Source organism: Streptomyces sp. enrichment culture, assembly GCF_964273255.1.
Classification (GTDB): domain Bacteria; phylum Actinomycetota; class Actinomycetes; order Streptomycetales; family Streptomycetaceae; genus Streptomyces.
Map to the genome: position 1 here is coordinate 6,877,270 of NZ_OZ186835.1, position 14,419 is coordinate 6,891,688.

The window sequence follows — 14,419 nt, forward strand, 5'->3', positions numbered from 1 at the left end:
GTCCAGGCAGTCCGCCCGAGCATATGGCAGTCCCCCTGAACATCGGTGACGCCGTCCGGCGGGCGTCGGCCGGGACCGTGGCCCGGCACGCCACCGGGCCGGTCGTGGGCGGGCACCGCCGCCAGAACGCGCCAGGCAGGCTCTGCACAGCACGGCCTCGTCGATCATGGTCCGGAGCCGTCCCGCGTCACATCCGACTCGGCCCCTCGAACCGTTCCACCAGCGTCCGCACGCCCTCGACGACCCTTACGACGCCTCTGCAGCGACGTACGCGGACGTCCACAAGGTACGCGTCGACCCGACGCTCGCCCAAACCGAGCCGCATGTCGAGGACGGCTCCGGCCTCCTGCCGACCATCAGGTCGCACCATGTTCTTGATCAGCCGTCCAGGTAAGCCGATGAGCGATGGCAAGCGGGACAGCCGCGAGTACCGCACCGCCGGGCGCGGGGGCCGCAGCGCGGTGGGTGCGAAGACAAGTGACCGGCAACTCGGCGATCGATGATGTCGACCTCGTTGAGGAGGACGATGCGATGGAAGCCGTCCGGCGGAGCTGCGGAAGCTGACGAGGCGGGCGGGGCGACACGGAGCGGCGTGGCCCGGCCGGTTGGAGTCGACGGCCCGGGCCGGGGCGCACGACGCTGTCCGGTCGCGTACGTAATGACCGTCCGGTGCTGAGGGAAGAGCCGTCAGTACGCTCCGAAGGACCAGAAGACGCCCACTTCTTCGTCGTTGACCGCGATCACGCCCAGGTCCTCGAAGATGAAGAGGCCGGCGATGTACTCGCTGGTGTGGAAGTGGTGTGACGCGGTGCTCTGCAGTCCGGATGCGAGGAAATCGGGTGCCGGATTGCCGGCAGCGGCCTTCGCGTTGGTCCAGTAGCGGGCGCCGGGTCCGTACCGGTCGAGCAGCAGCCGGGCGTCCGCCAACAGGGCGTCCCGGTCGGCACGGGTGCGGACGGGAGCCGGCTCGCTCTGCCATTCCTCCGCCATGATGGCCAGCGCGGCCGCTGCCGCGTTCGTCTCCAGGGAGTACAGACGGGAGTGCATCTGCGCCGGGTCCGGCGGGTCGAAGGGGTACGCGGGCACTGTGCGGCGGGCGGGGTTGCTCCGGTCCCAGTCCAGCCTCACCCAGCCGCGGGGATCGGCGACCTCGCGGTGCAGCACGGCATGAACATCGTGTGCCCAGTCCTCATGCTGCCGGGGACCGGTGGCCACGAAGGTGTACGTGTCGTCCAGCAGCCGCAGCGCCGCCGCGTTCCAGAGGCTGCGGCGGGAGCGGAACTCCACCAGTAGACCGCCGACTTCCCGGCAGAAGACAGCCCTCGGCTCGCGCGGGAGGCTCCGGAGCCGGTCGAGGGCCCACGAGACAAGCGCATCGTCGCCCTCCTCGACTGCCGCCAGGCCGGGCGGCTCCGGTGGGAGCGTGACTTCCGCAGCGCGCCACAGTGCTTCGAGATGGGCGTCCAGCAGGTCGAAAGCCTCAAGAGCCGTCTCACCGGCAGGTGTGGTCATCCCGTCACCTTAGAGATCGTCCCGGTTGGCTTTCCACGTGACGTGACAGGTAACAGGTACCTGTGGCTTCGGTGGCAGCCAAAGTCACGTGCCGGTGAGTTCTTCCACGTCCGTTCGCCTTGCCCTGCGGCGGGAGGGCGGTGAAGGCAGACGACGAGTGCGACAGCCGGGACCTTGCCGCATGCGCGGGGTACTGCAGGACGGGAGCGCCTGGTGTGCGATCGGCACGGTCAGTGAGCCGGCCTGTCCTTGTCGCCAGGGCCCGAGCGGGCGGTGGCAGCTCCGGCCTGAGCGGCCCTCAGCATGCTCCACTCCGCCAGGGGCTGCAAGGCGTCGATCAGGGACTCTCCCGCGGGGGTGAGGCTGTAGGTGATCTGGACGGGTGTGGTCGGCACCACGGTTCGCCTGATGAGGTCACGACCTTCGAGTTCCTTGAGCCGCTGAGAGAGCAGGCGGTCGGAGATGCCGCTGATCGACGCCCGGTACTCGCCGAATCGCGTGGCGCCCCGGCTGGCGGCGACCAGGATCGAGCCCGTCCAGCGGCGGCCGACCACCTCAAGGGCCTCCTGGAAGCTCGGACACGCCTCGTCGTGGATGGCACTGCGATCACGCTGATACGGCACGGCCACTCCTCTTCTCGCTAATCCAAGGTTAGCGCCTTACATACCGTACGGCGGGTGCGCGCGACTTCCGCACTGTCGGGCCGTAACCGGTGACGGACAGCGGCTGTCGTCCGGTTCGAGCCTTGCCCGGCGGCGAGACGTATTCCGACGCGAGGGCTCGCGTGCCGTTCCGGACGAGGGCCGGACGCTGGCGCTCCAGGGCCACCCGTACCAACCCCGCTGCCGAAGACCTGGATGCTGATCAGTCATCTTTCGACCTGCACGAACCAGGTCACCTTCCACACCCATGGGGGCCGGTCGTCAGCTGCGTCCCCCGGGACCCTGCTCGCCGAGGCAGCCGCTTCGCTGAGCATCCGCACCGGCCGCGGGCAACCGGTTGCCGGTGGCGCGTTCGCCCGACGCGACAGCTTCGACGGGCGCCAGCCCAGGCGGTGGTGGGCGGGCAGTCTCCGTGGCGGGGCTCTGAGACTTGACTTCGACACCGCCAGCCTTCAACTCGTTGGGGACGCGGAGACCCCGCCCCTGCTCTCCACCTCGCAGGTCGTACCCGCCGTGCTCGCACGCCGCCGAGGCCACCCGGGAGCGGCGAAGCACCAGGACGTCGCCGTGGATCCGGCGGCTACCGCCGCTCGCTGCCGCTCAGCCTTCCTCAGCAGTACACGTTCCTCCAGGAGACGTTCGGCTGCCGTCGCCGTCCCTGCCGCAGGTCGCAGCCGAACTGCTGGAAGTGAACAGCGCCGGAGTGGCCAAGGGCAGCAGCGCCGTCGGGAGCGGCACCTGCGCGGGCAAGTGCAAGGTGACCAAGGGCACCTTCCCCTTCTCAGGCGATGAGCAAGAGCAAGGAGCCGGTCGGCCAGTTCTTCCTCGACACCACCATCAAGACATCCCCCAAGGGACAGAAGGGCGACGGACGAGCGACGGCGACATGGACGTTCACGAACCCCGCGTGGGCCAGCCCCAGTACTCAGATGAAGCTGCCGACTCCTGCCGTGCGGTGCGACAACGCCCTGCCCAGCACGTCCAAGCCCGGCTGCGTGATGCCTCACATCCCAGAGATGGTCTACGCGAAGAACGGTGAGTACCCGGAACTCGCCAAACACATCGCGTACGCGCAGAACACCAAAAAAGCTGCCCGGCAAGCACGGCACCAAGAGCTACCTGTCCCGGCTGACGGACAAAAAGAAGATCAAGGAGAACCGGAGCAAGGCGCGCCCCGCCAGTCTGAAGCGGCTGAAGGGCAAGCAATGCGACGAGTACCCCTTCGCATCCACCTGGCAAGGCGCCAAAACCGGGGGCGGCAAGTTCAGCCGACGCATGATCGATGGTCGCCAGAACGAGGAAGGCGGCAAGGACCTGGGACGTTTCTACCTGTATAACCGCATCATCGAAAAGGACAGGTCCCTGGTGTGGATCAAGTAGAAGACCACCGTCGGCTGAGGACTGTGACATGAGCGACGACACGGCACGAGGCCACCAACTCGTCCCCGTGCAGTACCACCAGTTCGACATCAGCGACGAGGACGGCCCGACCGGCCCCGACATCGACCGCAGCCACAACGGACTGGTGCGCGTCACCGACGGCATTGTCACCGTCATGACCGGTATCCACACCGGCGACGTCGACGTCACCGTCACCCTCCACGACACCCCGCCCAACCCCGATGCAGGAGACTGGCAGGACATCGTGGAAGTCTCCGCACACTCCGTATCCGGCGACCTCCGAGTCCGCGGCATCATGGACGACCTCGACGAAGAACTCCCCGTCCTGGCGTTCAACGGCCCCGGTGACTACCGACTGCGCGTGCACGCCCGTGGCCGCGACACCGCCGTCGACCTGGCCCCGGACGAGGTCACCGAGTGGTACCTCATCCAAGCCTGGCCGGCCCCCGCCGAACCTGTCACCGTACGGCGTCAGAGCGACAACTACGGGGCGTCAGTCCGCACACACTGAAAGGCTTCTGGCCACGCCTGCCCGCTCACCGGAATACGGTGAGCGGGCAGGCATGCTGAGCTGTAAAGATGGCCTACGCCTGGCGTCTGATGAGGCTGTCAGGCGCGGCCGCACGACTCAGTGAGCACGCGGACCTCAAAGCTCCGCTGGAGCCTGACGGCTGACGAAGCCGAGGCATCGGCCTCGCGTGAGACGGCGGCCGGCTGCCCGGACCAGAGCGCGACGTACGAACCCGCCGCACGGCTGACGGACCGAGCCCCGCCGCCCAGGGACGGCGGGGCCTCCTGCGTGTCTGCGTGTCCGGACTCTTGTTGTTTTCTCGCCACCGTGGCGCCTCTGATGGGCGGGTGAGAGAACAGGAGGGCAGCAGGGTCGGCACGTAGGACTCAGCTGAGGGACTGGTAGCCGGTCCAGTCGCTGGTCATTTCGACCTTGCGCTTGTTCCCGGTTCCAAGGTCGAGGTAGGCGACAAGGGTGTTGTTGCTGCTGCGGGTGTACCAGAGGTCGAACGCACCACTGCCGTCCATGTCGCCGGGTGAGGTGAGGAGCGGGTTGGAGGCGGGGGTGAAGCTGGTGCCGGCCTGAATCTTGGCGGTGTGGTCGGTCAGGCCGTCACCGTCGTCGCTCGTGCCGCGGTAGACGTGCACATCGCCGGTGCTGCGGTCTCGCGCGCCGAGGTCGACGCGCCCGTCGCCGTCGCTGTCGCCGGGGGCGAACAGGTCCATGGTCGCCCAGCCCTCGGAACCGATGAGAACTGGTTCGCGGTCGGAATCGAGGCGGTTGTCGGGCGCTCCGTAGTACAGCCACAGGAGGTCGCCGTTGCGGACCAGAAGGTCGGGGTAGCCGGGGATGTCCTCGATGCCGTCGTTATCCACATCGATGGCGCCGTCCACGTCGCCGATGGCAAGGATCTGCTCGGCTCCCTGCCAATGGTTGTTGGCCGGGTCGTAGACGGTAAGTTCTCGCTGGTCGTTGTCGTCGCCGGTGCAGTCGGTGCAGACGTAGCCGTAACCGGTGTTGGGGTGGACCCACAAGCGGTCGACGTTCGCGGTGGTGTCGTGTCTGAGGGAGATGACGTCCTCATAGGCATCGCCGGTCCAGTCGCCGCGGTGGGTGATCTTGGCTCCGGTCCAGGAGAGGGTGGAGGCCGGGCTGGATGCCTGACCGACGGTGCCGTCGCCTGCTCCGTAGAAGCGGTTCAGCGTGCCGTCCTGGTCGATCCCGTACAGGTCGGGGTTGCCGTCGCCGTTGATGTCGCCGGGCTTGTCGGCTTCCTCGGGACCGTTGACGTAGAAGAGGTAGGTGACGGGGTCGGACTTGTTGCCGGCCCTGTCGAGGCTACGGGCATAGAGCTGGTTGGCTCCGGCTGAGGTCGGGGTGACCTTGACACTGACGCTACCGCCTGAGCTGCTCGGTGCGGCCGAACGCACGGTGGGGTCGGCATCGGTCCAGTACTCGTACTTGGTGACGTCGGTGACACCGTTGCTGGAGATGGTGAAAGCGCCCTCAGTGCGCACGCGGCCGGTGATGGCCGGCCATCCGTCGCTGCCGTCGGGGAACTGGGTGGATGCGACATTGGGCGGAGTGCTGGGACGGGTGGGATCAAAGACGAAGCGGCAGCCCGGGGCACCCTGGGTGGGGGTCCAGTCGGAGAAGAGTGAACCGTCGTTGACTTGGGCCTTCCATGAGAAGTTGCCGTTCGCCACCGTCAGGTGCGGCGTCAGCTCAGCCTTGGTCACCTTGAGCTTCGCGACGGTGCCAGACGTGACGGACACCGTCTTGTTGACGATCATGACGCCATTGGGGTCGTCGTTGGGGTGGTGGCCGGTGGCCCACAGATGAAACTTGACCTTGACCGTTCCCCCGTCGGGATCACTTCCCTTGGCGGTGAGTGAGACGTCGGTGTTGCCGATCAGCCCGTAGGGTGCGGTGTTACCGCACCCGGCGCTGTTCTTGGTGCTGGGGATCGTGTCCAGGCTGGTGGGCGCCTTGGGGTAGGTGTTGTACTCGGTCACCAGCACGGCCGACTTGGCAGCGAACCTCTTCCAGCCGTAGACGTCTGACTCGTTGGAGGCGGCAAGTTCGAAGGTGATGGTGTTCCACTTGCTCGCTGCGGCGTCCTGCGCGCCAGGGGTGACGTTGAAGGCCAGGTTGCCCGCAGGGCAACTGGAACCCCATCCCTTAGCGTCCGTCACCGTGGCCATTTTCTCGCGTCGTGTCGGTCGGTTGTTCCAGGTAGTGCTGGAGGTGATCGCTGCCGTGCGCCACAGTTCGACAGGCTTGGCCTTGCATGACCAGGACCATGTGTTCTTGATCCGGAACGTGGATTTGATGACCTTCTTCTCGGTGCTCCAGAGGTTCTTGGTGTTCATGCGGAAGTAGGAGCGGGCCAGGCCGGTGGTCTCGTTCTCGTAGCCGACGCGGGCTGTCGACGTGGTGGAGCCGCTCCAGCCTGCCCCGTTGAAGTAGGAGGTCTTCGGGTACTTCTTGTATGCGATGGTCCACGAGTGGCGCGAACCGTCGACATGGGGGTCGATGTAGACGGGGTAGGTCGTGTCCGCACCGGTCATCAGGTCGGCATCGGGCGTGAGGGTGAGCTGGCCGTCATTGATTTCGACGGGCATGGCAGCCTGCTGGGCACCAGGAGCCGGTTCGAACTCATTGGCTTCCTGAGACCCGGCCGCGGGCTGGTTGTCAGTCCGCAGCAATTGCGTCTGCGTACCCGCCTCGCCTGAACTGTCCCACATGCGCGGCGTGGGAGCGGTGAACACTTCCTGGCCGCCAGGGTTGACGGCCCTGAGGTTTCCGTGTTCGTCGGCCGAGACGTCCAGGCCCTTGCTGGACATCTTGTAGGAGACGGTCCGCAGGTCCGGGTTCGCTGCGGCTGCGGCCGTTTTGACGACGAGGAGTTGAGCGAAGCCCGAGGCGCTGGCGCGCAGTTTGAGGTCCACATCCGGCAGTACATCCGGGTATGTGACGGTGTCTCCGGAGACGGCAGGCTTCGGTAGCGGCGAAGGCCAGCTCAGGGCGATGCTGCGGCCGTCTCGTCTGATGGTCGCCAACGGCCCGTCTCCTCCGCCGGAGAATTCCAGACCGACCGTCGTGGCCTTCGGGCGCACCTTCGTGTCGCTCTCCTGCCGGAGTGTGGTGTCGATGTCCACCAATCGGTTGTCCTGCCGCGCCCACTGAGCGGTTGCATACCGTTCCTCGGTGAAGGTGCCGGACGGGTTGGCGAACACCTGTGATGCTTCCGTGCGACGGGAGAGCACTTCGACGGGCTCACCGGTCTCAGCGGCCCTCTTGAGCGCCAAAGCGTCGTCTGTGGTCTCCCCTTCGGCGGTGGCCACCTCACTCGGCGGGGTGCCTGCCTCCGCTGCGAGCGCGGGTGCCGTCGACAGGACGATCGCCATCGAGGAGACGACCGCCGTGAGGGCTGTACCGTCACGCAACCGGCCTCTGCATCCTGACCGCCGGATTTTCATTACGCCCCCTTGCAGAATGTACACATATTTTCACAGACCATACAAGCCCAGCGTCCGCTTCAAGACAAGCGAATGGCATATCAGTCCACTTGTCGCCGAAGGGTTTGTCCTGCGTGCCGTAGCGCCTTCATGTTCCCTCAATGGCTGCGGTGAGCTGCCAAGATGCTGCCACGCTTGTCCTGTTTGTGTGCTGCACCCATATTTTTACGAAAGGCGTCAAATGGTCATGGAAGGGCCATGGTAAAGGTTTTGTTTTATTTGGTGAGTTAGCTACCGGCGGAATTCTTTGGCCTTTCCTTCCGGTGGTGTTAGGTTCCGGATGATCTACATCTTTGTGTGCTTCCTGCGGGGGAGAGGTGTCCGATTTGCGAGCGAGATTCGCGCGTCCACCAGCAAGAAGGAACGTCAGACGGGCATGGGCCGTGCGGTGGACAGCCGCGCTGCTGGCGGCTTACCTTCTGGCCGGCCTGCTGGGCGGGCCGGTGGCCGCGGCAGCAGAGCTGTCACTGGCCAAGCTGACGAATCCAAAGCCGGTTCCGACATCCCCCGTGAAGAACGGGAAGCAGCGCAAAGCAGACGAAGCGGAGCGCAATGCCTGGAAGAAGGCTCCTCGATCTGCCTGGCCGCAGAGCTCCCAGAGCACTGTGGATCTGTCCAGGCGAGGCTTCGTCCCCGCTGAGGGCACGCCGGTGAGCGTCGGCCGGGCGGGCTCAGCGACTGCGAAAACCTCGGCCGGACCGGAGAAGGCCCAGGTGAATGTTCTCAGTCAGAAGACAGCCGAAGCCCTGGATCTTGACGGAATCGTGCTGGCGATTCGCCCCCTGAAGGGAGGCAGGGGCAGCATCGATCTGAAGGTCGACTACTCGTCCTTCCGTCATATGGTCGGAGGTGACTGGGCGTCCAGGCTGACGGTACGACAGCTCCCGGCATGCGCGCTGACCAGCCCCGGCAGCAAGTCCTGCCGTAGTGGTCGGGAACTGGCTACGGACAACGACGTCAGGGAAGCGACGCTGTCGGCCAAGGTCACTTTGCCCGCCGCTCCTGAGCCGAAGAGTACCGCCGCATACTCGACCACCTCCCCCGAGACGTCTTCCAGCTCAGCCACGAAACGCTCCGACTCACGCAAACTGAGCGCGTCCAGCGATGGCACCGTCCTGCTCGCCGCAACCGCCAACGCCTCAGGCCCCTCGGGTGACTTCTCCGCCACCACCCTTTCACCCTCCGCTTCGTGGTCAGCCGGAGGCTCCACCGGCGGCTTCTCCTGGACCTACGACATCAACACGCCCCAAGTACCCGGCAATGTTGAGCCGGAACTGAGCCTGGCCTACTCCTCCCAGTCGGTCGACGGGCGCACCGCAGCCACGAACAACCAGGCGAACTGGATCGGCGACGGCTGGTCCATGGAGCCGGGCTACATCGAACGCCGCTACGTGTCATGTGCCGACGACGCCAAGGACGGCAACGGCACCGACAAGAGCGGCGACCTGTGCTGGAAGAAGGACAACGCCGTCCTCAACCTCGGCGGCCAGTCCAACGTGCTCGTCAAGGACGACACGACCGGCGAGTGGCACCTGCAGAGCGACGACGGAACCAAAGTCGCCAAGCTCACCAGCTCCAACCGCGGCAACGGCGACAACAACGGCGAATACTGGCGGGTGACCACACCGGACGGCACCCGCTACTACTTCGGCTACAATCGGCTGCCCGGCTGGGCCGACGGCAAGCCCGAGACGAACTCCACCTGGACGGTTCCGGTGTTCGGCAACCACACCGGGGAGCCGTGCCACGCCAGCGCGTTCAAGGACTCCTGGTGCCAGCAGGCCTGGCGATGGAACCTCGACTACGTCGTCGACCCGCACTCCGATGCCATGGCCTACTACTGGCACAAGGAGACCAACCACTACGGGCGCAACGTCAACCCGGACACCGGTGCTTCGACCGCCACCGTCTACGACCGGGGCGGCTACCTGGACCACATCGACTACGGGCTGCGCTCCAGCACCATGTATGGGCGGAAGGCCGCCGGCCGCGTCGACTTCGCAGTCTCCGAACGCTGCCTGAGCAACTGCGAGACCTTCGACTCCACGAACGCCAAAAACTGGCCCGACGTCCCCTTCGACCGGTACTGCAAGGCGGGCGAGAACTGCAAGGACCGCTACTCACCTTCCTTCTGGTCCCGCAAGCGCCTCACACAGATCGACACCTCCGTGCTGAGCGGCGGCGTCTACAAACCGGTCGACACCTGGAAACTGGCCCATCAGTTCCCGACGACGGGTGACGGGTCCGACCCCGCACTGTGGCTGGCATCCATCACCCGCACCGGTCACACCGGCACCGGCGACGTCACGATGCCCCCAGTCACCTTCAAGGGGCAGCAGTTGGCCAACCGGGTCGAGGGAGCCACCACCGGCGGCAAGCCTGACCCCGTGCCGCCCCTAGTGCGCTACCGCGTCTACGAGATCGCCACCGAAACCGGCGGCACCATCGGCGTCACCTACTCCGGTCCCGACTGCAAGGCCGGCGACGTACCCACTCCGTCGTCCAACACACGCCGCTGCTACCCCGTGATGTGGTCACCGCCGGACGCTCCGGCCGCCGACTACGAGCCCTACCTGGACTGGTTCCACACCTACGTCGTCACCCAAGTCCTCGAAGCGGACAATACCGGCGGCGCGCCGGTCAAGCAGACCGACTACACGTACCTGGACGGTATGGCCTGGGCGAAGGAGGAAGACGAGTTCACCGAGGCGAAGCACCGTACATACGGTGACCGCAAGGGCTACGGCCGGGTCCAGGTCCGTGGCGGCAACCCTGCCGTCGACCAGCAAACCCTGACCGAGTACCGCTACTTCCGAGGCATCGCCGGCGCCCGGGTGAAGGACCACGAGGGCATCGCCGCCGACGACCACCCCGCCTTCGCCGGCATGACCCGCGAGAAGGCCGTCTATGACGGCCGTGACGGTAAGCCGGCGACCACCACCAGCTACACCCCCTGGCTCTCCGCAGCCACCGCCACGATGACGCGGACCGGCCTGCCGGCTCAGAAGGCTTACATCACCGGAAACCTGGAGGACAAGACCCGCACCGCCGTCGGCGACGGCTGGCGCACCACAAGGACCACGCGCACCTTCGACGAGTACGGCATGGTCCGCACCGAATCCGACCTCGGTGACACTGCCAAGACCGGCGACGAGGAATGCACCACCACCAGCTACGCACGCAACAGCACCGCCAACATCCTCGGCCTGGTCAAGGAAACCAGGACTGTCGCAGTCGCGTGTGACAAGACCCCGATGCTTCCCGCCGACCTGGTCTCCGTCGCCCGGTACTACTACGACGGCGCCACCAGCCTGGACACGACCCCCACCAAGGGCGACGTGACCACTCTGGAGGAGCAGGACGCCAAAGGCACCGGCTACCTGACCACCGCCAAGCACACCTACGACATCCACGGCCGTGAACTGACCGAAACCGACGCGGACGGCAACACCAGCCGAACCGAGTACACGCCTCTCACCATCGACGCACCCGTCACGGTGAAGGAAACCAACGCCCTCGGCCACACCGCCACCAGCACATACGACCCCACCCGCGCCGTCGCCACGGCCGTGGAGGACGCCAACGGCAAACGCTCCGACGCCACCTACGACGGGCTCGGCCGCACCCTGAAGGTATGGACGCCCGGCTGGACGAAGAGCGATCACCCCAACCAGCCCTCCGCCGAGTACAGCTACACCATCTCCAAGACCGCCGCGAACGCGGTCGCCACCAAGACACTGCAGTACGACGGCTCCTACGCCACCAGCTACCAGTTGTACGACGGACTGCTGCGCGAACGAGAGACCCAGGCCCCGGCCATCGGTACCCCGCACCGGATCATCACCGAGACCCGGTACGACACCCGGGGCTTCGCCTGGAAGAACTACGCTCCCTACTATGCGGAAGGCGCTCCGTCGGCCTCGCTGGTCACGGCCGCCGACAACCAGGTACCGGCCATGACCGAGAACGTGCACGACGGTCAGGGACGCGTCACCGATGCCATCGCCCGTACCTACGGTGACGAGAAGTACCGCACCAGGACCGTCTACGACGGCGACCGCACCACGGTGATCCCACCGAAGGGCGGCACCGCCGTCACCACGATCACCGATGCCCACGGCCGTACCGTGGAACGCCGCGAATACACCAACGCCACTCGCACAGCACACCAGGCGACTACGTACACCTACGGCAAGTGGGAGACGCCGCTCACCGTCACTGACCCCGCGGGCAACACCTGGACATACACCTTCGACGCCCGAGGCCAGCAGACTGACACCGACGACCCCGACAAGGGCACCGTCCACACCCAGTTCGACAAGCTCGGCCGGGCCATCGCCGTCACCGACGCCCGCGGAATCACCCTGACCAGCACGTACGACGCCCTGGGCCGCCAGACAGCGCTGAAGAAGAGCGACACACTGCTGGCTGAATGGACCTACGACACCGCCGCCAAGGGACAGCCCGACAGCAGCACCCGCTACATCGACGGCAAGAAGTACACCACCGCCACGACCGCCTACAACGACCGCTACCAGCCCACGTCCAGCACCGTCACCATCCCCGCAGAGGCAGGCGCCCTGGCGGGCTCCTTCACCTGGACCTACGGCTACAACACCTACACCGGCCTGCCCGAGTGGATCCGGCACCCGGCCGTCGGCAACCTGCCCTCCGAACGCCAGACCACCGTCTACGGCGAAGGCAACCTGCCACAGAAGACCACCGTCGGCTCCATCACCCTGGTCAACGCCACGCGCCACGACGTCTTCTCCCGCCCGGTGCGCACCGAGTTCGGCACCCTCGGCAAGAAGGTCTACAAGACCCAGACCTATGACGAGTTCACCGGCCGCCTCATCAGGCAGACCACCGACCGCGACCTCGCCCCCCAGCGCATCGACGACACCACCTACACCTACGACCACGCGGGCAACGCCACCAACATCACCACCGCCAGCGGCCAGGACGCCGCCAAGACCATCGACACCCAGTGCTTCACCAACGACGCCTTGGGCCGCCTGACCGAAGCCTGGACAGCGAAGACCGACTGCACCTCCCAGCCGTCGGCCACCACCGTGGGCGGCCCGGACGCCTACTGGCAGTCCTTCGCCTACGACGCCCTCGGCAACCGCATCGAGGAAACCACCCACGGCACCGGCGCCCAGGCCGGCACCGACACGGTCACCGCCTACCACCACAACAAGCCCCAGACCGGCCTGCCGCACGCCGTGCAATCGGCCACCGTCACCGGCGGCACGCAGGACGGCCAGACCAGCACCTTCACCTACGACGCAGCCGGAAACACCACCAAGCGCGCCATCGGCGCCCGCACCCAGAACCTCACCTGGGACGACGAGGGCCACCTCGCCACCCTCACCGAAAACGGCAAGACCACCCGCTATTACTACACCGCCGACGGCGACCGTCTGATCGCCAAGAACGCCGACGGCAGCCAGACCCTCACCCTGCCCGGCAACAACGAACTCGAAGTCAAGCCGGACGGCACCAAGCAGGGCGTCCGCCACTACACCCACGAAGGACAGACCGTCGCCGTCCGCACCAGCAGCGGCTTCTCCTTCCTTCTGGGCGACCACCAGGGCACCTCACTGGCAGCCGTCGCCATGACCACCCTCGCTATCAGCCGCCGTAAGCAGCTCCCCTTCGGCCAGACCCGCTCCGAACAGAGCGAGACCATCCCCGGCACCCGCGGCTTCGTCGGAGGCACCAACGACCCCACCGGCCTGGTCCACCTCGGCGCCCGCGAATACGACCCCACCCTGGGCCGCTTCCTCTCCGTCGACCCCATCATCGACCTCCACGACCCGGCCCAGATGAACGCCTACTCCTACGCACACAACAACCCCATCACCAAGTCCGACCCCACCGGCCTGCGCCCCGACGGCCCCGTCGGCGGCCACTCCATGAACGACGAACGCTGGGCCAACGACCGCGGCATGACCGCCGGCTACACCAAGAAGGGCAGCAAATGGGTCTGGAAACAGACCCCCAAGAAGGACAAGGCATCCCAGAAAAAATACAAGGCATACCGCGCCAATCCCGCCCACTACCTCATCGACGACAACCGCGCCCGCAAACGCGATGCTAAAGCTGCCGCACACCGGGACCAGATCAATGCTGTGAAGGCTCAGGCTAAAAAGCGCGCCGACGCTGAACGCCGAAAGAAGGACGACATCCGCAGCAGTACCGCAAAGGGAAAGTCGGGCTGGTTCGATAAGGTGCTGGAGGTTATCGGGGTGGGAACCGAGGCCAACACTTGGGGCGTTTGCCTTAGTGCCTCTGGAGGCGTGGTTATCATGGGGAGCGTAGGGGGCTGCGCCATGGTGAGCCGGAACTCAGATGGGGACTGGGATGTCGGTCTGAGTGTTTCACCATCTCTCTCCGGTATCGGAGGGGGCCTGTCGGCTGACGTCACAGGGCTTACCAGCAACGCGGACTCGCTCGACCAGCTCAGGGGCTGGGGTTGGGACAAGGAAGTCTCCGGGCATTACATTCTCGGAGCCGTTGCCAGTCATGAATCCGGATTCAATGCGGACGGATCATGGGCGAGGAACAGCAAGGGTGAGCCCGTGTGGGCAACTGAAGTGGGTGGCGGAGCCGGCATCGAAGCAGGAGTGGAAACGGGAATCAACTACACCTGGGGATGCTCGATGCGGCTCGGCTGCAGCTGAGGAAGAACCTTGTGCCGCCGGTCCGGGAATAGTTTCTCTCGGGCCGGCGGCCTCCAACTCAGGAACAGTAGAGGTAATTTTTGATGTTTGTTGTTCCCCTGCTCCTTGGACTCGCTTGTCTCGCCT

The 14,419-nt window shown here is 66.0% G+C and carries 7 protein-coding genes and 1 pseudogene; 5 read left to right on the plus strand and 3 right to left on the minus strand.

The genetic code is table 11. The features are described from left to right. Nucleotides 1–687: 687 nt before the first annotated feature. Together ACSU53_RS30075 and ACSU53_RS30080 are read right to left on the minus strand one after the other, a co-directional pair. Nucleotides 688–1,512, minus strand: coding sequence for a hypothetical protein (locus ACSU53_RS30075; protein WP_437032895.1), 825 nt, complete (start codon nucleotides 1,510–1,512; stop codon nucleotides 688–690). Between the two features lie 230 nt (nucleotides 1,513–1,742). Next, nucleotides 1,743–2,135: a winged helix-turn-helix transcriptional regulator gene (locus ACSU53_RS30080; protein ID WP_437032897.1), complete on the minus strand. Its 393-nt coding sequence runs from the start codon at nucleotides 2,133–2,135 to the stop codon at nucleotides 1,743–1,745. Between the two features lie 1,074 nt (nucleotides 2,136–3,209). Between ACSU53_RS30080 and ACSU53_RS30085 the strand changes: the two genes are divergently transcribed. The 3 genes and pseudogenes from ACSU53_RS30085 to ACSU53_RS30095 form a co-directional block, all read left to right on the plus strand. Next, nucleotides 3,210–3,554 carry a NucA/NucB deoxyribonuclease domain-containing protein gene (locus ACSU53_RS30085; protein ID WP_437032899.1) on the plus strand — a complete coding sequence of 115 codons (345 nt, stop codon included), beginning with the start codon at nucleotides 3,210–3,212 and terminating at the stop codon, nucleotides 3,552–3,554. Nucleotides 3,555–3,582: 28 nt separating this feature from the next. Next, complete coding sequence (locus tag ACSU53_RS30090) at nucleotides 3,583–4,086, plus strand: hypothetical protein (protein ID WP_437032901.1); 504 nt, start codon at nucleotides 3,583–3,585, stop codon at nucleotides 4,084–4,086. Nucleotides 4,087–4,221: 135 nt separating this feature from the next. Further along, nucleotides 4,222–4,323: pseudogene (locus ACSU53_RS30095) on the plus strand (HNH endonuclease); the annotation flags it as partial. Nucleotides 4,324–4,472: 149 nt separating this feature from the next. Here ACSU53_RS30095 and ACSU53_RS30100 read toward each other — a convergent pair. Then, complete coding sequence (locus ACSU53_RS30100) at nucleotides 4,473–7,496, minus strand: VCBS repeat-containing protein (RefSeq protein ID WP_437032902.1); 3,024 nt, start codon at nucleotides 7,494–7,496, stop codon at nucleotides 4,473–4,475. Nucleotides 7,497–7,708: 212 nt separating this feature from the next. Here ACSU53_RS30100 and ACSU53_RS30105 point away from each other — a divergent pair, with 212 nt between their 5' ends. Further along, nucleotides 7,709–7,891 carry a hypothetical protein gene (locus ACSU53_RS30105; protein ID WP_437032904.1) on the plus strand — a complete coding sequence of 61 codons (183 nt, stop codon included), beginning with the start codon at nucleotides 7,709–7,711 and terminating at the stop codon, nucleotides 7,889–7,891. Between the two features lie 480 nt (nucleotides 7,892–8,371). Then, complete coding sequence (locus ACSU53_RS30110) at nucleotides 8,372–14,293, plus strand: RHS repeat domain-containing protein (RefSeq protein WP_437032906.1); 5,922 nt, start codon at nucleotides 8,372–8,374, stop codon at nucleotides 14,291–14,293. The last annotated feature ends 126 nt before the right edge of the window (nucleotides 14,294–14,419 follow it).